The organism is Saccharothrix sp. BKS2 (assembly GCF_047689505.1).
In the GTDB taxonomy this organism is placed as follows: domain Bacteria; phylum Actinomycetota; class Actinomycetes; order Mycobacteriales; family Pseudonocardiaceae; genus Actinosynnema; species Actinosynnema lopnurensis.
On record NZ_JAUQOL010000010.1, the window covers coordinates 224,631 to 246,427 of the forward strand.

Annotated in this window: 23 protein-coding genes; 13 read left to right on the forward strand and 10 right to left on the reverse strand. The window is 75.1% G+C overall.

Translation table 11 applies throughout. The features are described from left to right. Positions 1 to 2: 2 nt before the first annotated feature. The 5 genes from Q5530_RS22620 to Q5530_RS22640 all read left to right on the forward strand — a co-directional run bounded on the left by Q5530_RS22620 (position 3) and on the right by Q5530_RS22640 (position 3,566). Positions 3 to 467 (forward strand): hypothetical protein, encoded by a 465-nt coding sequence (locus Q5530_RS22620; protein WP_380633103.1) that lies wholly within the window; start codon positions 3 to 5, stop codon positions 465 to 467. Next, positions 464 to 1,687, forward strand: a complete 1,224-nt coding sequence (locus tag Q5530_RS22625; protein ID WP_415364774.1) for a PPE domain-containing protein — start codon at positions 464 to 466, stop codon at positions 1,685 to 1,687. The genes Q5530_RS22620 and Q5530_RS22625 overlap by 4 nt, the downstream gene beginning before the upstream one ends. 292 nt (positions 1,688 to 1,979) lie before the next feature. Then, entirely contained in the window at positions 1,980 to 2,246 is a 267-nt protein-coding gene (locus Q5530_RS22630; RefSeq protein ID WP_415364775.1) for a WXG100 family type VII secretion target, read from the forward strand. Next, positions 2,239 to 2,919: a hypothetical protein gene (locus Q5530_RS22635; protein ID WP_415364776.1), complete on the forward strand. Its 681-nt coding sequence runs from the start codon at positions 2,239 to 2,241 to the stop codon at positions 2,917 to 2,919. The genes Q5530_RS22630 and Q5530_RS22635 overlap by 8 nt, the downstream gene beginning before the upstream one ends. A gap of 29 nt (positions 2,920 to 2,948) precedes the next feature. Continuing rightward, complete coding sequence (locus tag Q5530_RS22640) at positions 2,949 to 3,566, forward strand: hypothetical protein (RefSeq protein WP_415364777.1); 618 nt, start codon at positions 2,949 to 2,951, stop codon at positions 3,564 to 3,566. Here Q5530_RS22640 and Q5530_RS22645 read toward each other — a convergent pair. Continuing rightward, complete coding sequence (locus Q5530_RS22645; RefSeq protein ID WP_380633113.1) at positions 3,493 to 4,263, reverse strand: helix-turn-helix transcriptional regulator; 771 nt, start codon at positions 4,261 to 4,263, stop codon at positions 3,493 to 3,495. The two genes, Q5530_RS22640 and Q5530_RS22645, sit on opposite strands and share 74 nt — an antisense overlap. Before the next feature lie 55 nt (positions 4,264 to 4,318). Between Q5530_RS22645 and Q5530_RS22650 the strand changes: the two genes are divergently transcribed. Further along, entirely contained in the window at positions 4,319 to 5,062 is a 744-nt protein-coding gene (locus Q5530_RS22650) for an ESX secretion-associated protein EspG (RefSeq protein WP_415364778.1), read from the forward strand. A gap of 63 nt (positions 5,063 to 5,125) precedes the next feature. Here the strand turns inward: Q5530_RS22650 and Q5530_RS22655 are convergent, their stop codons facing one another. From Q5530_RS22655 to Q5530_RS22670, 4 genes are read right to left on the reverse strand one after another with little or no spacing between them, the layout of a single operon-like run. Continuing rightward, positions 5,126 to 5,413 (reverse strand): hypothetical protein, encoded by a 288-nt coding sequence (locus tag Q5530_RS22655; protein ID WP_415364779.1) that lies wholly within the window; start codon positions 5,411 to 5,413, stop codon positions 5,126 to 5,128. Further along, positions 5,401 to 5,691: a YbaB/EbfC family DNA-binding protein gene (locus Q5530_RS22660; RefSeq protein ID WP_415364780.1), complete on the reverse strand. Its 291-nt coding sequence runs from the start codon at positions 5,689 to 5,691 to the stop codon at positions 5,401 to 5,403. The genes Q5530_RS22655 and Q5530_RS22660 overlap by 13 nt, the downstream gene beginning before the upstream one ends. Continuing rightward, positions 5,688 to 6,701 (reverse strand): CHAP domain-containing protein, encoded by a 1,014-nt coding sequence (locus Q5530_RS22665; protein WP_415364781.1) that lies wholly within the window; start codon positions 6,699 to 6,701, stop codon positions 5,688 to 5,690. Before Q5530_RS22665 ends, Q5530_RS22660 begins: the two co-directional genes overlap by 4 nt. Further along, a complete protein-coding gene (locus Q5530_RS22670) occupies positions 6,701 to 7,456 on the reverse strand; it encodes a type VII secretion target (RefSeq protein ID WP_415364782.1) in 756 nt (251 codons plus the stop codon). The genes Q5530_RS22665 and Q5530_RS22670 overlap by 1 nt, the downstream gene beginning before the upstream one ends. Before the next feature lie 118 nt (positions 7,457 to 7,574). Here Q5530_RS22670 and Q5530_RS22675 point away from each other — a divergent pair, with 118 nt between their 5' ends. Together Q5530_RS22675 and Q5530_RS22680 are read left to right on the forward strand one after the other, a co-directional pair. Beyond that, on the forward strand, positions 7,575 to 8,894 hold the full coding sequence (locus Q5530_RS22675; RefSeq protein WP_415364870.1) for a replication-associated recombination protein A: 1,320 nt from the start codon (positions 7,575 to 7,577) through the stop codon (positions 8,892 to 8,894). A gap of 45 nt (positions 8,895 to 8,939) precedes the next feature. Then, positions 8,940 to 9,668 carry an SAM-dependent methyltransferase gene (locus tag Q5530_RS22680; protein ID WP_415364783.1) on the forward strand — a complete coding sequence of 243 codons (729 nt, stop codon included), beginning with the start codon at positions 8,940 to 8,942 and terminating at the stop codon, positions 9,666 to 9,668. Between the two features lie 66 nt (positions 9,669 to 9,734). On the opposite strand, the gene Q5530_RS22685 is transcribed toward Q5530_RS22680, so the two are convergent. From Q5530_RS22685 to Q5530_RS22705, 5 genes are read right to left on the reverse strand one after another with little or no spacing between them, the layout of a single operon-like run. Next, positions 9,735 to 11,489, reverse strand: a complete 1,755-nt coding sequence (locus tag Q5530_RS22685) for an IucA/IucC family protein (protein ID WP_415364784.1) — start codon at positions 11,487 to 11,489, stop codon at positions 9,735 to 9,737. After that, complete coding sequence (locus tag Q5530_RS22690; protein WP_415364785.1) at positions 11,482 to 12,813, reverse strand: lysine N(6)-hydroxylase/L-ornithine N(5)-oxygenase family protein; 1,332 nt, start codon at positions 12,811 to 12,813, stop codon at positions 11,482 to 11,484. The genes Q5530_RS22685 and Q5530_RS22690 overlap by 8 nt, the downstream gene beginning before the upstream one ends. Beyond that, the gene (locus Q5530_RS22695) at positions 12,810 to 13,385 is read right to left on the reverse strand and encodes a GNAT family N-acetyltransferase (RefSeq protein WP_380633132.1); all 576 of its coding nucleotides are present in this window, start codon (positions 13,383 to 13,385) and stop codon (positions 12,810 to 12,812) included. Before Q5530_RS22695 ends, Q5530_RS22690 begins: the two co-directional genes overlap by 4 nt. After that, on the reverse strand, positions 13,382 to 15,043 hold the full coding sequence (locus Q5530_RS22700) for an IucA/IucC family protein (protein WP_415364786.1): 1,662 nt from the start codon (positions 15,041 to 15,043) through the stop codon (positions 13,382 to 13,384). The genes Q5530_RS22695 and Q5530_RS22700 overlap by 4 nt, the downstream gene beginning before the upstream one ends. Next, positions 15,040 to 16,434 (reverse strand): pyridoxal phosphate-dependent decarboxylase family protein, encoded by a 1,395-nt coding sequence (locus tag Q5530_RS22705; protein WP_415364787.1) that lies wholly within the window; start codon positions 16,432 to 16,434, stop codon positions 15,040 to 15,042. Before Q5530_RS22705 ends, Q5530_RS22700 begins: the two co-directional genes overlap by 4 nt. Positions 16,435 to 16,687: 253 nt before the next feature. Between Q5530_RS22705 and Q5530_RS22710 the strand changes: the two genes are divergently transcribed. Genes Q5530_RS22710 through mltG form a run of 5 tightly spaced genes read left to right on the forward strand, consistent with a single transcriptional unit; the run spans position 16,688 to position 21,797 of the window. Further along, on the forward strand, positions 16,688 to 17,080 hold the full coding sequence (locus Q5530_RS22710; protein WP_415364788.1) for a DUF948 domain-containing protein: 393 nt from the start codon (positions 16,688 to 16,690) through the stop codon (positions 17,078 to 17,080). Then, positions 17,077 to 17,340 carry a hypothetical protein gene (locus tag Q5530_RS22715; protein WP_380633139.1) on the forward strand — a complete coding sequence of 88 codons (264 nt, stop codon included), beginning with the start codon at positions 17,077 to 17,079 and terminating at the stop codon, positions 17,338 to 17,340. The genes Q5530_RS22710 and Q5530_RS22715 overlap by 4 nt, the downstream gene beginning before the upstream one ends. Before the next feature lie 56 nt (positions 17,341 to 17,396). Continuing rightward, positions 17,397 to 20,069 (forward strand): alanine--tRNA ligase, encoded by a 2,673-nt coding sequence (alaS, locus tag Q5530_RS22720; protein WP_415364789.1) that lies wholly within the window; start codon positions 17,397 to 17,399, stop codon positions 20,067 to 20,069. Next, positions 20,056 to 20,568 (forward strand): Holliday junction resolvase RuvX, encoded by a 513-nt coding sequence (gene ruvX / locus Q5530_RS22725; RefSeq protein WP_415364790.1) that lies wholly within the window; start codon positions 20,056 to 20,058, stop codon positions 20,566 to 20,568. Before alaS ends, ruvX begins: the two co-directional genes overlap by 14 nt. Then, the gene (gene mltG / locus Q5530_RS22730; protein WP_415364791.1) at positions 20,565 to 21,797 is read left to right on the forward strand and encodes an endolytic transglycosylase MltG; all 1,233 of its coding nucleotides are present in this window, start codon (positions 20,565 to 20,567) and stop codon (positions 21,795 to 21,797) included. Before ruvX ends, mltG begins: the two co-directional genes overlap by 4 nt.

The following is a 21,797-nucleotide window of genomic DNA, read 5'->3' on the forward strand; positions in this document are numbered from 1 at the left end:
TCATGGTCAGGGTGCGCGGCGTCGAGGACGCCCAGCGGTTGCGCGAAGAGCTGAAGGACGACGAACGCGGCAGGGGCTCCGTCGACGCCCCGGACGTCGCGGCGCCGACCGGCGCGGGCGCGGCCGGTGTGGTCGCCGACGGCGCGGCCGACCGGATCGAGCTGGACCTCGACGAGTTCACCCGCGCCGGCGGCGAGCTCGAACGGCTGCGCGGCGAGCTGGTCGAGCTGCTGCGCCGCGCCGAGGGCGAGGTGGACCAGCCGCTGGGCGACGGACAGGGGCCGGTCGCGCTGCACATGCGGCGGGCGTTCGGCCTGCGGGCCGGCGAGGTCGGCGGCGGCGTGCGGGTGGCGCTGCGCTCGTACCTGAGGGAGCTGGACGCGCTGCGCGAGGCCCTGGACCGGGTCGGCAAGACCCACCAGGCGGAGGACGAGGAAGCGAAGCGGACGATGGGACGACTGGCGTGAACGAGCGCGAGCAGGCCCGGCGGGCGCGGTGGCAGGCCCGACGGGTCCGGCAGGAGAACCAGCGCAAGGACCAGGTCGAGCGCAACCGCGAGCTGCGCAACTTCGGCCGGATCAACTGGGAGGCGTACCCGCACCGCCGCCTCTGGGACATGGTGATGTCCTCGGACGCCGCGGTGATGTCGCAGCGCACCTGGGCCTGGCAGCGGCTGGCCGCCGACGTCGACCAGACCACGGCGCGGGTGCAGGGCCTGGTGCAGCGGCTGGCCATGTCCTGGCGCGGCCCGTCCGCGGGCGTGGCCGCCGAGTCGGTGACCCGGCTGACCAGGTGGGCCGCCGACGCCTCGGAGCGGACCTACCAGGTGGGCACCGGCCTGGAGCGCTACACCGAGGCCGTGGACGAGGCGCGGCGGCGGATGCCCGTGCCGGTCCACCCGACCGCCGAGCGCTGGTTCGAGGACGGGCGCGACGTGAGCACGCTGGACGGGCCCGAGGGCGCGTACATGCTCGACCAGCTGCTGGACGACCACATGCCGTCGAAGAAGGAGCAGCAGCGGGCCCGCGCCGAGGCGGTGCGGGTGATGACCGAGTTCGAGGACGCGAGCCGCGCGGTGCACACGTCGCTGCCGGAGGTCTTCCAGCAGGCACCGGAGGGCGCGTCGACCGTGCAGCCGGACCACCGGCCCCCGACCCCGCCGAACTGCCCCCCGACCCCGCCGAACCACGAGGTGCGTCCTCCCTACCCGCCGCAGGTCCCCGTGCTGCCGGTGGTCCCCACGCCCCCGCCGCCCCCGCCGGTGGTCGAACCGCTGCCGCCCGCGCGCCCGGACGGCACCACGGGCGTGGCCGGCGTGGGCCAACCCGGTGCGCCCGCCCTGGGCGCGCCCGGCGCGGCCGGCGGCTACGGCTCGTTCGGCCCCACGGGCGGCGGCGCGGCCGGCGGCGGTGGTCCCGGCGGTGGTGGTCCGGGTGGGGCGGCCGGGTTCGGCCCCGTGGGCTCCGGCACCATGTCCGGCGTGCTCGGCGCGGTGCCCGGCGGCGCGGCGGCCCGCGGCGGCTTCGGGCCGGTCACCGGCGCGGGCGGCCCCCAGGGTTTCGGCATGCACCCGCCGATGGCCCCGGCCAACCGGGCCGAGGACAGCGAGCACCGCAACCGCTACGACCTGGGCCTGGACCTGCTGGACGACCTGCCGCCCGCCTACCCGCCGGTGCTCGGCGAATGAGGGACCTGGAGCGGCTCGGCGACCGGCCGGGCCCCGGTGACCGGGGCGGTGCCGGCGGCGGGCGCCCCGCCGGCCGGTGTCCCGCCACCTCTCACCCGCCCGGTGGGCGCCCTGCCGGGTACTCCACCGGCGGGCACCCCACCCGCCGGCACCTCGCTCGCCGGCAGCCTGCCGGCGAGCACTCCACCGGCCGCGCCCTCCTCGTCCGCGCCCTCCTCGTCCGCACCCCCTCCACCCGCGCCCTCCCCACCCGCGTTTCCCCCGCTCCCACCCATCCCCGGCCCGGTCGGGGATGAGCGACGGCTACCGGGTCGACCCGGACACCCTGACCGCCTTCGCCGCCCGGCTCGACGAGACCGCGGACGAGGTGCGCGCCGCGGCCTCCTCCCTGGAAGATCCGGTCGGCGACCTCGGTCCCGAGGGCATCACCGAGGCGGTCGACCACCTCGTGGCCGAGTGGGCGAGGGTGTTGCGCGGTGTCGGGTTGGACGTGGTGGCGGACGGGCTGCGCGCGGCGGGCGACAGCTACCGCGAAGCGGACGAGTGGCGTCATGACTGACTACCGCGGCCTGGGGTTCGACCCGACCCCCGGCCACGCGGGCGCGGTGGCGGCGGCGAGCGAGCGGTGCGCGGCGGCCTTCGCCGACCCCGGACCGCCGCCGGAGGGGTGGACGGGTGCGGCGGCGGACGGGTTCAGGACCCGGTTGGAGGCGGTGGTGTCGGAGCTGACGGCGGTGCGGCGCGCGATGCGGGCGGCGGCCGAGGTGCTCGACGACTGGGCCACCACGCTGCTGGGCAACCAGCGCCGCGCGGAGGAGCTGGACCGGCGCGCGGTGCGGTTGCGGCGCGAGCTGGCCGACGCCGCCGACGAGGTCGACCACACCGGCGCCCTGGCCCGCTTCACCCCCTCCCACGCCGCGGCCCACCAGGAGGCCGTGGCCCGGCACGACGAGCTGAGCGCCAGGCTGGACGAGGTGCTCGACGAGGCCCGGACGCTCGCGCGGGACCACCGCGCGGAGGCCCGGCGGGTCGCCGAGCGGCTGCGCGCCGAGGAACCCCAGACCGCCGTCGCGGGCACCCGGACCGCTGTCGGGGACACCCAGACCGTCGTCGCGGACGCCCTGACCGGCTTCTCCTCCCTCACCGCCGAGCTGGCGTCCGTGCTGCTCGGCCCACCTCGACCGGCGCCCTCCGCGGGCGCGGCGGCGGCGTTCCGGGCGAGCCTCGGGTGAGACTGGCTCCCGTGCCGGGGGTGACCCCGGTGGCACTAGGCACCCCCGAACGCACCGCCGCCGAGCTGCTGGCGGTGCTGCGCAGGCTCAAGGGCTCCCGCGACCCCGGCCTGGAGGTGTCCGCGACGCAGGCGGCGGAGCTGGCGCACCGGCACGGCGCGGGCCTGCTGGCCGTGGTCGAGCACCCGGACGCTGACCCGGCGCTGCTGATGGCGGGCGTGGTGCCGGTGGACCGGCCCGCCGGACCCGACGAGCCCGCCTTCCACCTCGACGGGCCGGCGATCCGCGAGGTGACCAGGGGCGAGACCGCCACCGGCTACCCGGTGGTGATCGTCGAGCGCATCCCGGTGACCGGGCCCGGCGCGCAGCTCCAGGTCGTGGTGACCGACCCCCACCACCCGCGCGTCGCCGTGTTCACCCTGCACTCGCCGAGCGGCCGCGGCTGGCTCGACGTCGCGGGGGTGGCGGGCCGGTTCGTGTCCGGGGTGGAGTTCGACGCCCCCGACCTCTCCGGCACCGACCTCTCCGGCACCGACCTCACCGACACCGACACCGACGTCACCGGCCTCGGCGTCACCGTCCCCGGAACTCGCTCGGCGTCCGGCCGACCACCTGGCGGAACGTCCGGGAGAAGTGCGCGGCGCTGACGAACCCGCAGTCCCTGGCGATCTCCCCGATCCCGCGCGCGGCCTTCGCCGGGTCCGCCAGCAGCGCCTTGGCCCGGTCGATCCGCAGGCCCCGGATGCGCTCGGACACGCCCTGCCCGTCGTCGAACAGCTGGTAGAGCCGCCGGCGCGAGATGAACAGCGCCTCCGCGATCCGGTCCGCGCCCAGGGTCGGGTCGGCCAGGTGCTCGCGCATGTACTCCAGCGCCTCGCGCCGCCGCGCCGCCGGCGAGTCGACCCGGTCCAGCTCCGCCCGCAGGGCGCTGCGCAGCACCAGCTCCGCCAGCCCCAGCAGGTGGTGCGCCATGCCGTGCGGGTCCAGCACGTGCGCGGCGGCCAGCACGTGCGCCACCGCGCCCGAGAACACCGACCGCAGCGCCGCGTCCACCGGCACCGGCTGGAACATCAGCGGCTTGAGCTCCCCGAACCCGATGGTCAACCGGGTCTCCGCGACGGTCAGCATCACCACGCCCACCGGCAGCACGTGCAGCGAGCAATCGGGAAACCGAAGCGCGGTCCCGGTCGCCGGCACCCCCTTGGGCACGGTGCAGCGCAGCAGCAGCTGGAGGTGCTCGGGCGCCGACGCACCCCCGTTGAGCGCGGCTTTGGCGGCGGCGGCGCCCGAGGCCCGCACCGTCAGGAAACCGCCCTCGACGTCCACGCCCGGCAGCCTAGCCACCGGTGTCGCCCCTCCCGTCCGCACGAGTTCGGGGCAGCGACTACCTTCGTGCCCCATGGCGCGACGTTCGGCGACCGGTGTGGTGCTGACCCACCTGGAGTTCGACCTGCTGTGGGAAGACCTCGGGACCGGCGAGCTGCCGTACCCGCTGGAGGTGCCCTCGCACGGGGAGACCCAGGACGAGCGGGACGCGCTGGGCGGCGAGGTCCTGCGCACCCTCACCGAGGCGGGCCTGGCCGACGGCGAGGAGGTCTCGCCCGAGCTGGAGGACCTGTTCGGCCGGCTGGCCCACGGCTCCACGTCGGTGGACGCGCTGGTCTTCCGCCCCACCCCGTGGCGGGTGCTGGCGACGGCGCGCGGCCCGCGCGGCGTCCTGGCCGTGCTGAACGACCACGAGGTGGCCCTGGAACCCGTCACCGACCTGACCACGGCCGTCACCCGGGTCATCGGCGACGCCCCGGCGGGCCCGGGTGAGCCGGTCTCCCTGCCGCGCCCGGCCTTCTCGGCCGCGATGGACGCCTACGCCAGGTCCGGCCACGCGGGCATGGAACGCGCCCTCGCGCAGGCCCGCGTCACCGGCCGCGCCACCCGCGCCATCACCACCCTGGTCGACTCGCCCCGCACCGCGAGCGGCCAGCTGGCCGTCACCGGCCCGGCCGGCCGCTCCCCGGTCCTGAGCTGGACCGACACCGCCGCCGGCCGCTACGCGATGTCCACCGACGACACCGGCTGGGTCCGCGTCACCCCCGCCGACACCGCCTGGCTGGCCCGCCACCTGACCACCCTCCTCACCCGCTAGAACCCCGCGAGTCGTACGTCCAGACCCCGCGAGTCGTACGTCCAGGACCCCCGAGTTCAGCGTTCAGGACCCCCGAGTCGGGTGAGCCCCGGGTGACAGGGGCTCCAGCAGCTCCGCCGGCACCACCTCGCCGACCACCGCCAGCCCCTCCGCCACGGCCCCCTCGGCGGCCTCGTCCACCAACCCCCGCACCACGCCCGCCAGCTCCGCCGGCCGCAGCGCCAGCGCCTCCCGCGCGAACGACAGGTCCACCAGCTTCCCGTGCAGGTCGACCACCACGGTCACGCCCCGCCCCGACGCCTCCCGCCGAACGGCGTCCAACCTCTCGCCCAGCCCCATCACACCCGCCACGTCTCGGGAGTCGTGTCCTCGACCGACTCGGCCATCCGCGCCGCCACCCCCAGCCCGAGCGCGTCCACCTCGCCCACGGCCCGCCGCACCCGCGCGTTGGCCCGCGCCGTGGCCGTGTCGACCAGCGCCAGGACCGCCCTCGCCAACCCCGCCTGACCCAGCCGCAGCGAGCGCTGGTCCAGCACCAGGTCGCGCAGCCCGCCGCCGGGTCCCACCTCCACCGAGATCCCGGTGTCGGGGTCGTGCGCCCGCGCGGTGATCGGCGCGTCCCCGGTCACGGGTGCACCCCGCCGTAGAACGTGGCCGAGCTGAGCCGGTGGGTGTTGCGCCGCACCGCGTCGCCCGAGTTGCCCTCGATCAACGTCACGGTGCCGCCGGAGACCTTCTCGACGATCCCGATGTGCTTGCTGGTCGCCGGGCTGCCCGGCCCCGTCCCGAACAGCAGCACGTCACCCGGCTTCACCGCGCTCAGCGAGGTATAAGCCTTGCCGTTGCGCTGCCCCCACCGGAACACGTCGCCGGTGAACGGCAGCACCGGGATGTCCACCCCGGCCTTGCGCCACATCGCCGTGGCGAACGACGAGCACCACGCCGCCGTCGGCCCGTACGGGTTGCGGTTGCTGCCCGGCGGGTTCTCCCGGACGCCGAGCTGGCGCCGCGCCGCCGAGATGATCGTCCGGGCCCGGCCGCGGGCACGGGCGTCGGACGGGCTGGTGCGGGACCGCTCGGGCCGGGCGTCGGCCACGCCGTCGTGCTCGACGTCCTTCTCCAGCGCGCGCAGCCTGCGGGCGGCGTCCTCCATCTCGCCCCGCACCTCGCGCACCGCCGCGGCGGTCTCCCTGGTGTACTTCGGCTCCAGGTCGGCGGCCCGCGCCACGGCCTGGAGCATCGCCGCCCGGGTGCCGACCGCCCGGCCCGCGTCGAGCAGCCGCGTCGCCTCGTCCAGGTACTCCTCGACGGCCCGCCGCGCCCGCCCGTGCCCGGTGGTCAGGGCGGCCGACACCCCGGCGACGACCCGCTCGGCGTCCCGCGCCGCGTCGGCGGTCGTGCGCAGCTGCCTGCCCAGCCGGTTCGCGCGCTTCTCGAAGCCCTGGGAGTTGTCGCCCCGCCAGTGCTCCAGCACCGTCTTGGCGGCCTTGACCTGCTCCTCCTGGTGGTCGGTGAGGCCCGCCGCGGTCCGGTTCAGCGCGTACTGCGCCTTCACCGCGTCCTCGGCCTTGCCCGCCAGCGCGTTGCGGTGCCCGATCATGCTCTCCGCGAAGTGCCGGGCGATCGCACGGGTGTCCACTAGCCCTCACCCCCTCCGGTGACGCCCCGGCCGCCGTTCAGGGCGCGGGCGTTGTCGTCGTCCTGGTCGCGGTACGACCTGGCGGACCTGGACGCCGACGTGGCCAGCGCGTCGGTGTTGTGGGCGACGCCCTTGACCTGCTTGCGCAGCGCCGCGCCGAAGCTGTCCAGCGCCTCGGCGAAGCCGGACTGCCTGCCGACGCGCCCGAAGCTGTCGTCGGCGATCTCCCGGACCTCGCGCACGTGGCCCCGGCCGAGCGCGGTCAGGTCGTCGGCGGTGCCGCGCGTGCGCCGCGCGTAGTCGCGCAGCACGCCCACGTCCACGGAGAACCCGCCCCCGGACCCACCGCGCCCACCGCCACCGCCGGAGCCGCCGGAGCCGCCGCGCTTCATCGCCGCGACCCCGCGCCGCGCCTCGTCCAGGTGCCGCCGGTACTTCCCGCTCGTGTAGGTCGTCCACGGCGTCCACGACCGACCGTCGCCGGAGATCCTGTTGGCCGCCTTGGCGTTCTCGCGCGGGTCGAACAGCTCCCGGTTGGACTCCAACCCGAACTCGCGCCGCCGCGCCGGCCCCATGGACCCCAGCATGTTGATCTGCCACAGCCCGTAGGAGTTGTCGGGCGGGGTGTCGTTGTGGGCGCGCGGGTCGCCGCCGGACTCGGCCAGCGCGACCGCCACCGCGATCGTCAGGTCCTCCCCGCGGAAGCCGGCCGCGTGCGCGTGCCGGGCGATCTCCTCCGGGCTCAGCTCGCTCATGCCGGTCACCCTGCCCGCCCGGCGCCCGCCACCGGAACCACCGCTGCACGCTCGGACAGCACCCGTGCACGGGACGACTACAGTCGAACACGTGGACGAAGGGCTGTTCGACCAGGGCTTGTTCGGCGCGAGCGAGGAGGAGAAGGCGTCACGCATCGCCGCCAACGCGCCGCTGGCCGTGCGGATGCGCCCGCGCACCCTCGACGAGGTCGTCGGGCAGGACCACCTGCTCGGACCGGGAGCGCCGCTGCGCAGGCTGGTCGAGGGCTCGTCACCGGCCTCGGTCATGCTCTACGGCCCGCCGGGCACCGGCAAGACCACCCTGGCCACGCTCGTGTCCCGGGCCACCGGTCGCCGGTTCGCCGCCCTGTCCGCGCTGTCGGCCGGGGTGAAGGAGGTGCGCGCGGTCATCGACGAGGCGCGCCGCCGCCTGGTCCGCTCCGGCGAGTCGACCGTGCTGTTCATCGACGAGGTGCACCGGTTCTCCAAGACGCAGCAGGACGCGCTGCTCGGCGCGGTGGAGGACCGGATCGTGCTGCTGGTCGCCGCGACCACCGAGAACCCGTTCTTCTCGGTCGTCTCGCCGCTGCTGTCCCGGTCCCTGGTGCTCCAGCTGCGCCCGCTGACCGACGACGCGGTCCGCGCCCTGGTCCGGCGCGCGGTCGCCGACGAGCGCGGCCTGGGCGGCGCCATCACCGTCGAGCCGGCCGCCGAGGACCACCTGGTGCGCCTGGCCGGGGGCGACGCCCGACGCGCGCTGACCGCCCTGGAGGCCGCCGCGGACGCCGTGGGCCCCGGCGGGGAGCTGGACCTGGCGACCCTGGAGGCCACGGTCGACCGGGCGGCCGTCCGCTACGACCGGCAGGGCGACCAGCACTACGACGTGACCAGCGCGTTCATCAAGTCCATCCGCGGTTCGGACGTGGACGCCGCGCTGCACTACCTGGCGCGGATGATCGAGGCGGGGGAGGACCCGAGGTTCATCGCCCGGCGGCTGGTGATCCACGCCAGCGAGGACGTGGGCATGGCCGACCCGAGCGCGCTGCCGGTGTGCGTGGCCGCCGCGCAGGCCGTGCAGCTGATCGGCCTGCCCGAGTGCGCGCTGAACCTGGCCCAGGCGACCGTGCACCTGGCCACCGCGCCCAAGTCGAACGCGGTGACCACGGCGATCGGCGAGGCCATGGCGGACGTGCGCAAGGGCGCGATCGGCACGGTGCCCGCCCACCTGCGCGACGGGCACTACGCGGGCGCGGCCAAGCTCGGCAACGCGCAGGGCTACCGGTACCCGCACGACGTGCCGGAGGGCGTGCTGACCCAGCAGTACCCGCCGGACGACCTGGTCGGCCGCGACTACTACGAGCCGACGGGCCGCGGCGCGGAGCGCGTGCTCGCCGAACGCCTGCCCAGGCTGCGCCGCGTGGTGCGCGGCCAGGAGTAGGGAAAATCCGTTCCCGATCGTTCCCGCGTCTGACACGGTGTGGCGGTGACGGACGTCCCGGCCAACGGCCATGCCCTCCTCGACTTCAACTCCCCGTTGTCCGACGCCAAGGCGTTCGACCTGGTCAACAGCCTGCACCTGGCGCCGGGACAGCGGATCGCGGACTACGGCTGCGGTTGGGCGGAGCTGCTGCTGCGGGCGGTCGAGCACGCCCCGGGCACGCACGGCCTCGGCGTCGACAGCGACGAGCACGCGATCGGGAGGGGCCGGGCGAACGCCGGGGCCAGGGGCCTGACCGACCGCGTCACCCTGGAGTCGGCCGACGCCACCACCTGGACCACCGACCCGGCCGACGTGGTGATCAGCATCGGTGCCTCCCACGCGTGGGGCGGCACGAGGGGCGCCCTGGAGGCCATGCGCTCCCGCGTGCGCCCCGGCGGCACCCTCCTGCTCGGCGACGGCTTCTGGGAGCAGCCGCCGAACCCCGTCGCGACCGCGATCTTCGGCGAGGAGGGCTTCGGCACCCTGGCAGACCTGGTGGACCTGGCCACGACCTGCGGCTACCGCCTGCTCAACCTGGCCACCGCGACCGCGGACGAGTGGGACGCCTTCGAGTCGCGCTGGTGCGCGTCGCGCGAGCGCTGGCTGCTGGCCAACCCGGACCACCCGGAGGCGGCGGAGGTCCGCCGCGTCGTCGACGACCACCGCGAGGGGTGGCTCAAGGGCTACCGCGGCGCGCTGGGCTTCGCCTACCTGACCCTGGCGCGCACCTAGGACCCCGGCCGCCTCGCCCGGCCGGGGATACCGGGCGAGGTGGCCGAACCGCTGCCCTCGGAGAACTCACCACCCGTCCGGCGGCAACACCGGCTCCACCCCGTGCAGCGGGTTCGGCACGGTCCCGGTCTTCGGCACCGGCGGCCGGGCCGCCAGGTCCCGGTACCCCAGCGTGACCCGGTAGCTGTTGAGCGGGTACCGCAGGAACTCGGCGCAGGTCAGCGATCCCTCCTCCATCCGATCGGCCACCGCCGGGAACCGCACCCGGTACGCCTCGACCTCCCCGCGCACCATCCCCCAGAACCTCTCCGGCGCCAACGGGTACAGCGAGGCCAGCGGCCGGAAGACGCCCACCAGCAGCGCGTCCACGATGTACTGCCGCAGCACCGCCCACGGCTTGCGCGGCAGCACGGGGGCGTCCGAGTCCGGGTCCAGCCCCCGCGCCGGCACCCGCTCCACCGACACGTTCACGTCGTCCACCAGGTCCAGCAGCGCCACCCGGACCGGCAGGCCGCCCTCGTCGACGACCACCACCACGTTCTCCCCGTGCGGGTTGAAGGTGATCCCGTACGCGTACAGGAAGTGGATCAACGGCCGCAGCAGCGCCCGCAGCAGCGCCGCGAACCACACCGCCGGGTCCGTCCCGCCCACGTGCTCCAGCACCAGCGGTCGCCCGGCGCGGTCCACGTGCAGCAGGGCCGCCAGCGACCACGCCCGCTCGCCGGGCCCCAGCGCCACCGGCTCGCGCCAGATGCACCCCAGCGTCTCCAACCACTGGTAGGGCACCTCCCCGGCCCGCGACAGCTGCGGGTGCCGAACGGTCACCGAGGCGACCTCGCCCAGCAGCTGCGTCCCCCACGACCCGACGAGCTTGTCGGCGTCCCACAGACCGCGCAGCCACTGCGTCACCACCGGCGCGTGCAGCGTGCAGTGCGGCGGGATGCCCCGGTACACCGACGTGTTCAGCACCTTCAGCGGCAGCTTGACCTGGTAGCGCCCCGGCGAGTCCACGTTGGACATGCTGCGCACCGACTGCGTCGGCAGGTACCAGTCCGGCCCCTCGCCCAGCTCCACGATCCGCCCCAGCGCCAGCTCCGGCGCCCACAGCACCCGCACCACGTGGTCGAGCTGCCACGGGTGCACGGGCAGCCACACGTACGCCGACGGCTCGACCCCCGCCTCCCGCAGCACCTCGGTGAACCGCTCGACCGCCGCCGGGTCCAGCTCGTGCCCCCGGACCGCCAGCTCCGACAGCTCCGGCGTGCCCCGGAACTCCGCCAGCCCCCGGTGCACGGCCAGCCACGGCAGCCGCACCGGGGTGCGCGACTCCGGCGCGTGCCGGGCCACGTCGTCGGCGGAGAAGCCGACCCGCCCCTTGTTCGCGATCAGCCACGGGTGCCCGGTCAGGTGCCCGTCCAGCTCGGCCTGCGGCAACGCCGCCAGCTCCGCGACCGGCCGCGCCGTCGCGGCCAGCTGCACGTCCGCCGCCAGCGTCGAGGTCACCTCGGCCAGGAACCCGGCGGTGGTGGCGGGGTCGACCCCCAGGTGCCGGAAGGCGTCCACCACGAACCGCTGCACGTCGTCGCACGGCTCGACCACGTCGTCGCCGAGGATGCCGGCCGCGCCGCGCCGCACCGACCCGGGGACGACCTCCCACCCGCCGAACGCCGTGCGCCGCGCCGCGAACGCGTACACCGCGTCGTCGAACCGCAGCTCGTACCCGCCCGCCGTGCCCGAGGGCGTCAGCAGCGCCTCGAAGCACAGCTCGCCGATCGCCTTCGCCAGCAACGCCGCCGAGCACTCGCGCCACAGGTCAGTCAACGGTCTCTCCCGGTGCGGTGAAGCTGGTGTAGGCCGTGTGCGCCGGCAGCGGGTACACCTCGCGACCGGCCACCGCGTTCAGGATCGTCGCGTTGCGCACCGCCCCGATGCCCAGGTCGGGCGCCGCCACGCCGTGGCTGTGCAGGTCCGCGTTGGCCACGAACACCCGCCCGCCGATCGCGGGGTCGATCTCGATCGAGTGGTCCAGGGCGACGACGTAGCGGCCCTGGTCGTCGCGCCGCACGAACGGCTCCAGCGGCGCCAGGAACGGCGTGGGCGCCTGCCGGTACCCGGTGGCCGCCACGACCAGGTCGGTGACGTGCCGGAACGTCCGCCCGGTGTCGCGGTGCAGGCACTCCAGCACCACCTCGGCACCCGACCCCGAGGACGACACCGCCGACGACCCCGAGGACGACGACACCGACGACCCCGAGGACGACGACACCGACGACACCACCGACACCCCCGGCCGCAGCTCGACCGGCGCCAGGCCGTGCTCCCACTCCCGCCGGTACAGCAGGTCGTGCAGCTCGTCCAGGGTCTCCGAGGAGATCGCCCGGTAGTGCCGCCACTGCTCGGCCCGCAGCGCGTCCCGCCGGTCCTGGGGCAGCGAGTGGAAGTGCCGCACGTACGCCGGCGTGGTCATCTCCAGCACCAGCCTGGTGTAGTCCAGCGGCGCGAACACCGGCGTGCGCGTCAGCCAGGACACGGCCGGCCGGCCGTCGGACAGGTTGCGCCGCAGCAGGTCCAGCACCACCTCGGCCCCGGACTGCCCCGAGCCCACCACGGTCACCCGCTCCCGCGACACGTCCCGGTGCAGGTAGTCCGAGCTGTGCACCAGCCGGTCGCCGAGGCCGGCCAGCGCCGGGGGCACGTGCGGAGCCGTCCCGACCCCGAGCACCAGGTGCCGCGCCTCCACCGAGAACCCGGGCCCCGACACCACGAACCGGTCCCCGGCCCACTCGACCGAGGACACCCCGTGCGAGAACCGCACCGGCAGCCGCGCCGCCGCCCACCGCAGGTAGTCCTCGTACTCGCGCCGCGTCGGGTGGAACCGCTCCCGCACGTAGAACGGGTAGAGCCGGTCGGCGTCGCGCAGGTAGGCCAGGAACGACAGCGGGTGCGCGGGGTCCACCAGCGTCACCAGGTCCGCCAGGAAGGACACCTGGAGCAGCGCGTCCGGGAACATCACCCCGCTGTGCCAGCGCAGCTCCGGTCGCGCCTCCAGCACCACCACGTCCACGTCGGGCACGGTCGACGCCAGCGCGGCCAACCCGAGGTTGAACGGCCCGCAGCCGATGGCCACCACGTCGTGGGTGGTCACCGCGACCGCACCATCAGCAGCGCCACCTTGTCCGGCAGCAGCACCTCGCCGACCGGCGCGAACCCGCCCGCGGTGAACGAGCTGATCGCCCGCCGGTTGCGCACGTCCGGCTCCAGCAGCACCCGCGTGCACCGCGGGTCGGCCGCGAACAGCGCGTCGGCCAGCTCCGGCAGCAGCGACCGCACCAGGCCCCGGTCGGTCATGCCCAGCTCGCCCACGGCGACGTGCAGGCCGATGTCGTGCGGCCGGGCCGGGTACACGCCGGCCACCACGTCGCGCGCCGCCCGGTACACCTCCAGGTACATCACCGGGTCGCCGTCCAGGTCCACCAGCACGGGCAGCGAGTGCACGCCGGCCAGCTGGGTCCGCAGCTCCTCGGCCCAGCGCTCGCGCGGCCACGCCTGGTGCCAGAACGCGGCCACGTGCGGCGACTGCATCCAGCGGTGCACCAGGGACAGGTCGCGCCCGGGGTCGGCGGCCCGCGCGCGCCACCGGCCGGTCAGCACCGGCAGCGGCGGGCCGGGCACGCCGGACAGGTCGTCGGTCGGCCGGTAGGCGTCGAGGTGGGTCACCGGGCGCACCCGACCTCCCGCAGCGGGTTGGGCGCGTCGAAGTACACCGACTGCGCGTCCAGCGGCGCCAGCACCTCGTCGATGCCCTCCAGCCTGGTCAGCAGGTTCCCCTTGCACGGCAGCGAGTCGGCCTCCAGCCAGCGCCGCGCCAACCGGTCGCCGTCCGGACCGGCCTCGGCCAGCGCGGGCAGCGCGGACCTGAGCCGGGAGGCCACGACGCCGAGCAGGTCCCGCTCGTCGGCCAGGCCCTCCACCCCGAGGCACCCGATCACCGCCAGCGCCTGGTTGCGCAGCAGGTAGTACGTCAGCCGGTCGTCCACCACCGCATCGTCCACCACGGCCAGCGTCGACGCCTCCGCGCCGAGCCGCTCCAGCACGCGCGGCAGGTGGGACGCGGCCAGGTAGTAGCCCTGGTTGTCGCGGTACCGGCCGCCGACCACGCGCCCGGCCGGGTCGAGGCGCACCAGCGTGTTCTGCTGGTGCGCCTCCAGCCCGATGCCGGTCTCGGCGTAGAGCCGCAGCATCGGCACCAGCACGTGGTCGGTGTACGCGGCGACCCACTCGGCGGCGTTGAGCCGCGCCACCAGCTCGCCCAGCAGCGACCGCCCGATGCCGGGGCGCGGTGCGACCAGCCCGGCCAGGCACCGGGAGTCGCCGAGGTCGGCGGGCGACTCGCGCACGGCCACGTCCAGGCCGGTCACGTCGCCGCCCTCGTCCACCGCTAGCCACGCCGGGTCGCGCACCACCGAGAACTCCGGGTGGGCCTTCTCCGTGCCGGCCGCGTACCCGGACTCCAGCAGCAGGTGGACCTCCGACCCGCGCCGCAGCTCGGTGGCCGTCGACTCGCGCCGCGAGTTGGTGATCCGCAGGCCCAGCGACAGCTTCAGCATCACCGGCGCGCCCGTCCGGTACACCGTCCGCAGGCTGGAGGTCGGCGACCACTCGGGCCCGAACTCGCCCAGCGGCTCCAGCAGCCCGCGCGAGACCAGCGAGGCGATCCGGGGCCGGCTCAGCAGGTCGTGCGCCTGCCACGGGTGCGCGGGCACCAGCACCCGCCCCGGCTCGGGGACGCGCCCGGCGAGCTCGGCCATCAGCGTCACCGCGTCCGGGCCCGCCACCGAGCCGTGCGAGACGACCTCCTCGGCCGCGGCGAACCAGAACAGCGGGAACGAGCCGCGCAGCTCGGGGGAGTAGCGGGCGTTGTCGGCGTCGGACAGCCCGTCCCGGCTCTTGGGCGCCGGGTGGTGCAGGTGCCCCAGCAGCAGCCGCTGCTCGGCGTCCAGGAACCGGTCCGCGGGCCCCACCGGCAGCCGCCGGCGGTGCTCGACGAACCCGGTCACCCGCCGCACCGACTCGGCGGTGCGCTCCACCAGGTCGGCGGTGTCGCCGCCCAGCTGCGCGCCGACCAGCGCGATCGCCACCACCGGGTCCGCGGGCTTCCCGGCCAGGGTCACCGGGCCGAACCGGTGCCACCCGGTCGGCGAGCGGTGGCGGACCTGCGCCTCCAGCGGCAGCCCGAGCACGTCGACCCGCACCCGGTCCCCGACCGGCACGCCGAGCTCCCGCACCCAGCAGCGCAGCAGCGCCTCCAGGTGGGCGTGCTCGGCGGCCCGCCGGGGGTGGTCCTTCAGCGGTTCGTCCAGCGGGTCAGCCCTCATGCCACGCCCTCCACCAGTCGTTCGGCCGCCGACCCGGCCTCGCGGACCAGGGCGAGCAGCGCCACCAGGTCCGCCTCCCGGGCCTCGGGGTTGAGCAGGGTGAGCTTCAGGCAGGTCGCCTTGTCGACCTCGGTGCGGCCGACGAGCGCCTCGCCCGCGCGCAGCAGCCGGCGGCGCAGCCGCGCGTTGACCTCGTCCGACCGCGCCTCGTCCGCGGTCCGGTAGCGGAACACCACGGTCGTCAGCACCACCGCGCCGACCAGCTCGAACGCCGGGTCGGCGGTGATCAGCGCGGCGGCGTGGCGGGCCAGCTCGTGGCAGCGGTCCACCAGCGCGCCCAGGCCGGCCCGGCCCAGCGCGAGCAGCGTCGCGGCCACCTTCACCGCGTCCGGCCGGCGCGTGGTCTGGAGCGTGCGGCCCAGCGTGCCGTCGTAGCCCTCGGCCCGGTCGTCCTCGGGGTTGAGGTAGGCCACCGACCGCTCCAGCGGCCCGAACAGCGCCGCGGAGCGCACCAGCAGCACGCTCGCGGCGGCGGGCTGCCAGCCGATCTTGTGCAGGTCCGCGGTCACCGAGTCGGCCAGGGCGAGGCCGTCGACCAGCCCGCGCAGCTTCGCGGAGAAGACCGCGCCGAACCCGTAGGCGGCGTCCACGTGCAGCCAGGTCCCGTGCGCGCGGGCGAGGTCGGCCAGCTCCGGCAGGGGGTCCACGGAACCGAAGTCCGTGGTGCCCGCGGTCGCCACCACGGCCACCGGCGTCCCGCCCGCGGCGGTGATCGCGCGCAGCATCGAGGCCAGCGCGTCCGGCCGCATCCGCCGGTGGGCGTCGACCGACACCGGCCGCACCGCGTGCTCGCCCAGGCCCAGCGCCGCGCAGGCCCGCTGCACCGAGAAGTGCGCGACCTCCGAGCAGAAGACCACCGGGTCGGGCAGCGCGGCCACCCCGTCGGACCGCGCGTCCACGCCGAGCCGCGCCGCCGCCGCGTCCCGGGCGAGCAGCAGCGCGGTGAGGTTGGACAGCGTGCCGCCGGGGGTGAACACGCCGTCGGCGCCCGGCCCGAACCCGGCCAGCCGGGTCAGCGCGGCCACCACCCAGCGCTCCACCGCGAGGGCGGCCGGCCCGGAGTCGTAGGTGTCCAGGGAGGCGTTGCCGGCGCCGGCCAGCGCGTCCGCCGCGACGGCCACGGCCAGCGGCGGCGGTTGCAGGTGGGCCGCCGCCAGCGGGCTGGTCAGGTCCACCCCGTAGGCGGCCAGCACCCCGGCCACCCGGGCCAGCGCGGCGTCCGCGCCGAGCCCGTGCTCCGGCACGTCGCCCAGCGCGCGGCCGGCCGCGGCCAGCACGTCGCGGGGCGCGCCCGCGGGGATCGGTCGTCCGGAGGGGCTGGGGGCGAACACGACACCTCCGACGCTTGGCAAGGTAAGCCTTACCTCATCTACTCCGCGTGGTTGTTGTCAACCTCTTTGTGACGATCACTCCGAATTCCACGCTAGCCGTCGCCCCCCGGCTCGGAGGCGACGCCAAATGGGGGGTCTTGGCCGCCCCGTCCCACCACGTGGCACGGCTCGCGCGCGATCTCGTTCGGACCCGCCGAACCGGGCGCGGTAACCTTGGCCGCCACTTCCGCCCAGCAAGCCCCCAGGAGGATCCGTGTCGCCAGGGCAGATCGCCGCGCTGGTCGCCGCCGGCGCGTTCGTGCTGCTGGTGGTCCTGCTGGCGATCCCGTTGATCAAGCTGGGCCGCACGCTGGACGAGGCGACCATCGCCATCCGCAAGGCGCACCAGAACAGCGACCCGCTCTTCACCGGCGCGAACACGACGCTCTCGCACGTGAACACGCAGCTGGAGCGGGTGGACGGGATCACCGCGAACGCCCGCGCGGTCACCGGCAACGTCTCCGCGCTGACCTCGCTGTTCACCGCCACGCTCGGCGGTCCGCTGGTCAAGGCCGCCGCGCTGTCCTACGGGTTGAGCAAGGCCATCCGGGCACGGCGCGCGGCCGACGACGCGCCCAAGAAGCACGCACGCAGGGGCAGGCGATGAGGCGGTTCTTCTGGTTCGGGCTGGGCATCGCCGCGGGCGTGTTCGCCACGCGCAAGGCCGGCCAGGCCGCGCACGCCGCCACGCCCGCGGGCATCGGCGAGAACGTCGGCCAGGGCCTGCGCGAGCTGGCCGGGGCTCTCGGCGCCTTCGGCGCGGACGTGCGCGCCGGCATGTCCGAGCGCGAGCAGGAGTTGCACGACACCGTGGAGCGGCAGACGGGCTCCGCGCCGGGCCGGCGAGCGCGCCGGGCGGACGACTGAGGTCGGTCGTCCGCCCCGCCACGCCCCGAGCCCACCTGAGTCGTTAAGGGAAGACCGTGCAGACCCACGAGATCATCAAGCGCTTCCGCGAGCACTTCGAGAGCGCCGGCCACACCGTCGTGCCCAGCGCCTCGCTGCTGCTGGACGACCCCAACCTGCTGTTCGTCAACGCCGGCATGGTGCCGTTCAAGCCCTACTTCCTCGGTGAGGCCCCGCCGCCGTACCGGCGCGCCACCAGCGTGCAGAAGTGCGTGCGCACCCCCGACATCGACGAGGTCGGCAAGACCACCCGCCACCTGACGTTCTTCCAGATGGCCGGCAACTTCAGCTTCGGCGACTACTTCAAGGAAGACGCGATCCGGCTGGCCTGGGAGCTGGTCACCAAGCCCCAGGACCAGGGCGGCTACGGGTTCGACCCGGAGCGCATCTGGGTGACCGTCTACCTGGACGACGACGAGGCCGCCGACCTGTGGCAGAAGGTCGCCGGGCTGCCGCCCGAGCGCATCCAGCGCCGCGACGTCGAGGACAACTACTGGTCGATGGGCGTGCCCGGCCCGTGCGGCCCGTGCTCGGAGATCTACTACGACCGGGGCCCCGAGCACGGCGCCGAGGGCGGCCCGGTCGTCGACGAGGACCGGTACCTGGAGATCTGGAACCTGGTCTTCATGCAGAACGAGCGCGGCGAGGGCGGGGCCAAGAAGGACTACCCGATCCTCGGCGAGCTGCCCGCCAAGAACATCGACACCGGCATGGGCGTCGAGCGGGTCGCCATGCTGCTCCAGGGCGTGGACAACGTCTACGAGACCGACCTCGTGCGCGCCGTGATCGCGCAGGCCGAGGAGCTGTCCGGCCGCCGGTACGGCGCGAACGAGACCGACGACGTGCGGTTCCGCGTCATCGCCGACCACGCCCGCTCCGGCGTGCTGCTGGTCGGCGACGGCGTCACCCCCGGCAACGAGGCCCGCGGCTACGTGCTGCGCCGCCTGCTGCGCCGCATCGTGCGCTCCTCGCGCCTGCTCGGCGTGCGGGAGCCCGTGCTGGTGCGCTTCGCCGAGCTGGTGCGCGACACCATGGGCCCCGCCTACCCCGAGCTGGTCAGCGGCTTCGCCCGGATCGAGCAGGTGCTCAAGGCCGAGGAGGAGGCGTTCCTGCGCACCCTCGACGCCGGCACCCGGATCTTCGAGGGCGCCGCGGCCGCGGTGAAGGCCGAGGGCCGCGCCACCCTGCCCGGCGACAAGGCGTTCCAGCTGCACGACACCTACGGCTACCCGATCGACCTCACCCTGGAGATGGCCGCCGAGGCGGGCCTGAGCGTGGACGAGGACGGCTTCCGCAGGCTGATGGCCGAGCAGCGCGCCCGCGCCAAGGCCGACGCCGCCGGCAAGAAGACCGGCCACGGCGACCAGACCGTGTACCGGGAGCTGCTGGAGCAGGGCCCCACCGAGTTCACCGGCTACACCGAGCTGGCCAGCGAGGCCACGCTGCGCGGCATCATCAGCGGCGGCAAGCGGGTGCGCTCGGCCCGCGAGGGCGACCTCGTCGAGGTCGTGCTCGACCGCACGCCGCTCTACGCCGAGTCCGGCGGCCAGGAGAGCGACGCGGGCACCATCGTGACCGCCAACGCCGAGCTGGAGGTCGTCGACGTCCAGAAGGTCGCCCGCAAGCTGTGGGTGCACCAGGTGCGCGTGCTCAGCGGCGAGGTCGCCGAGGGCGAGCAGGTCGAGGCCAGGGTGGACGGGGAGTGGCGCGTCGGCGCCCGCCAGGGCCACTCCGGCACGCACGTCGTGCACGCCGCCCTGCGCCAGGTGCTCGGCCCGTCGGCGCTCCAGAGCGGCTCCTACAACAAGCCCGGCTACCTGCGCCTGGACTTCGCCTGGACCGGCGGCCTGTCCGAGGGGACCCGGAGCGAGATCGAAGAGGTCTCCAACCTGGCCGTCCGCAAGGACCTGCCGGTGCGCGTGGTCTACACCGACATGGGCGGCGCCCAGGACATGGGCGCGGTCGCGCTGTTCGGCGAGACCTACGACGAGACCGTGCGGGTGGTCGAGATCGGCGGCCCGTGGTCGCGCGAGCTGTGCGGTGGCACGCACGTCGAGCACTCGTCCCAGATCGGCCCGATCACGGTCATCGGCGAGTCGTCCATCGGCTCCGGCGTGCGCCGCCTGGAGGCGTACGTCGGCATCGAGGCGTTCAAGTACCTGGCCAAGGAGCGGTCCCTGGTGCAGAACGTCGCCGCCATGCTGAAGGTGCCCGACGCCGAGGTGCCCGCCCGGGTCGAGGCCCTGGTGGAGCGGCTGCGCGTGGCCGAGAAGGAGCTGGAGCGGGTCCGCGCCGCCCAGCTGCTGTCCTCCGCCGGCTCGCTCGCCGAGCAGGCCCTGGACGTGCGCGGGGTGTCCCTGGTGGCGCTGGCCCTGCCCGAGGGCACGGCCGCCGGCGACGTGCGGGCGCTGGCCGGCGAGGTCCGCAACCGGCTGGGCGGCAAGCCCGGCGTGGTGGGCCTGTTCGCCCCCGACGGCGAGAAGGTCAGCTTCGTGGTGGCCACCACGCCGGGTGCCCGCGATCTCGGCCTGGCCGCCGGCAAGCTGGTGCCCGCGTTCGCCCCGGCCGTGGGCGGTCGCGGCGGCGGCAAGCCCGACCTGGCCCAGGGCGGCGGCACGAACCCCGCCGGCGTGCCGGAGGCCCTCGTGGCCCTGCGCGCCGAGGTGGACCGCGCCCTTGACCGGGCCTGACCGCCCCGGCGTCGACGACCCCGGCCTCGGCCGGCGGCTGGGCGTCGACGTCGGCGCGGTGCGCGTGGGGGTGGCGGTGAGCGATCCGGGTGCGTTCCTGGCCACGCCCCTGATCACCCTGTCGCGCGACGAGAGGACCGGCCGGGACCTCGCTGACCTGGCCGGACTCGTCGTCGAGCACGAGGTGGTCGAGGTCGTGGTCGGCCTGCCCCGCACCCTGGCGGGCAGGCACGGGCCGGCGGCGGAGAAGGCGACGGCGTACGCTGCGGCGTTGGCCGAGCGCGTGACCCCGGTGCCGGTGCGGCTCACCGACGAGCGGTTGACCACCGTCACGGCGAGCCGGGTGCTCTCCGAGCGCGGGGTGCGAGGCAAGAAGCAACGTGCTGTCGTGGACCAGGCTGCCGCGGTCGAGATCCTGCAGTCCTGGCTGGACGCGCGGGCTCGACACGTGGCCCGTTCCGCCGAGGAGCGGGCCCCCGGACCGAAGGACGGCTCGTGAACGACGACCTCGGGTTGTTCACCGATCCCGAAGCGCGGCAGGACGAGCGCTCGCGCCGCCGGAGCAACGCGGCCGCCGCGGCGGCTCGGCGTGCCCAGCGCAGGCGCAAGCGCACGATCCTGTGGGTCGTGGTGGCGCTGGTGCTCGTGGGCGGTGGCGCCGGCGCGTACTACGGGTACCGGTCGCTGAGCGGCATCGGCTCCTACGAGGACTACGCCGGCGCCGGCGAGACCGACGTGGTGGTCGAGGTCAAGGACGGCGACATCGTGTCGGCCATCGCCGCCACGCTCAAGGCGCAGGACGTGGTGGCCAGCCAGCGGGCGTTCACCGAGGCGGGCGCCGACGACGCGCGGGTCACCGCGATCCAGCCGGGCTTCTACCTGATGAAGACCAGGATGTCCGGCGAGGCCGCGGTCGCGCGGATGGTGGACGAGTCGTCGAAGATCACGCCGCTGGAGGTCAAGGGCGGCTACGTGCTGCACGACCTCACCGCGCTGGACGGCTCGACCACCAAGGGCATCCTGTCGATGCTGGCCGACGCCTCGTGCGTGGAGCTGGACGGCGCGAAGAAGTGCGTGCCGGTCGACCAGCTGCGCGACGCGGCGGAGAACGCGGACCCGGTCGCGCTGGGCGTCCCGGAGTGGGCGCTCGCGGCGGTGCGCAAGGCGCCGAAGGAGAACCGGCTCGAAGGGCTGATCCTGCCGGGCCTGTACCACCTCGACCCCGGCGCGGACGCCGTCGGCCTGCTCAAGAGCGTGATCACCACCTCGCTGAACCGCCTCCAGGGCTACGGCATCCCCGGCGGCTCCGACAAGACCGGGTTCCGGCCCTACGAGGTGCTCGTGCTGGCCTCGCTGGTGGAGAAGGAGGGCGTGACCTCCGACTTCGGCAAGGTCTCCCGGGTCATCTACAACCGGCTCGACGCCGGTCAGCTCCTCGAACTCGACTCCACGGTCAACTACAAGCTGGACCGGCCGCACATCACCACCAGCCCCGCGGACCGCGCCCGCTCCGGGCCGTACAACACCTACAGCGCGGGGACGAAGGGCCTGCCGCCGACGCCGATCGGCTCGCCCGGCGAGAAGGCCGTGCAGGCGGCGATCAACCCCGAAGAGGGCCCCTGGCGGTACTTCGTGAAGTGCCAGACGGACGGCACCTCGTGCTTCAACGAGACCTTCGAGGAGCACGACGCGGACGTGTACGACGCCCAGTCGAGGGGTGTCTTCTGA

Coding starts and splice junctions, on each gene's coding strand:
- Q5530_RS22620 (WP_380633103.1), top strand. CDS start 3: ATGGTCAGGGTGCGCGGCGTCGAGGACGCCCAGCGGTTGCGCGAAGAG.
- Q5530_RS22630 (WP_415364775.1), top strand. CDS start 1,980: ATGAGCGACGGCTACCGGGTCGACCCGGACACCCTGACCGCCTTCGCC.
- Q5530_RS22635 (WP_415364776.1), top strand. CDS start 2,239: ATGACTGACTACCGCGGCCTGGGGTTCGACCCGACCCCCGGCCACGCG.
- Q5530_RS22650 (WP_415364778.1), top strand. CDS start 4,319: ATGGCGCGACGTTCGGCGACCGGTGTGGTGCTGACCCACCTGGAGTTC.
- Q5530_RS22670 (WP_415364782.1), bottom strand. CDS start 7,456: ATGAGCGAGCTGAGCCCGGAGGAGATCGCCCGGCACGCGCACGCGGCC.
- Q5530_RS22700 (WP_415364786.1), bottom strand. CDS start 15,043: ATGAGGGCTGACCCGCTGGACGAACCGCTGAAGGACCACCCCCGGCGG.
- Q5530_RS22715 (WP_380633139.1), top strand. CDS start 17,077: ATGAGGCGGTTCTTCTGGTTCGGGCTGGGCATCGCCGCGGGCGTGTTC.